At 52.3% G+C, this 532-nt stretch carries 1 pseudogene; it reads left to right on the top strand.

From position 1 onward, the window contains the following. Nucleotides 1-532, top strand: a pseudogene (locus L2737_RS22270) (retention module-containing protein); the annotation flags it as partial.

Raw genomic sequence — 532 nt, 5'->3', positions numbered from 1 at the left:
CGACATTACCGTTGACGCCTCAGCAGTGGACCAAAACGGTCAAACCGTTGTTAATGATGACACCGACAACATGGATGCCACCGCGGGTTCAATTGATGTGGCGCTCACCATCAATGATGGCGCAGAGACTGCTGACATTTCAGGTAACACTACTGATGTGGCGCCAAACAGCACAGTCACCCTAACCCTGACTGATAGCGCTGGCACAGTGCAAATCATCACTGGCGTGACCGTTGATGCCAATGGCGATTACAGCATTGATGGCGTGGATATTTCAGGCTTAGTTGATGGCGACATTACGGTAGATGCTCAAGCGGTCGACCAAAACGGTCAAACCGTGACTGACGCTGACACCGACAACATGGATGCGACTGCGGGCTCTATCGACGTTGCATTAGTGATTAACGATGGCGCAGAAACCGCTGACATTTCAGGTACCACCACCGATGTGGCAGAAGATAGCATTGTCACCCTTATTCTTACCGATAGCGCCGGCAACACCCTTGAGGTGACGGGCGTGACTGTTGATGCC

This window comes from Shewanella electrodiphila (assembly GCF_023283985.1).
In the GTDB taxonomy this organism is placed as follows: domain Bacteria; phylum Pseudomonadota; class Gammaproteobacteria; order Enterobacterales; family Shewanellaceae; genus Shewanella; species Shewanella electrodiphila.
The sequence above is the reverse complement of the archived record's forward strand: the minus strand, read 5'-3'. Positions and strand labels throughout refer to the sequence as shown.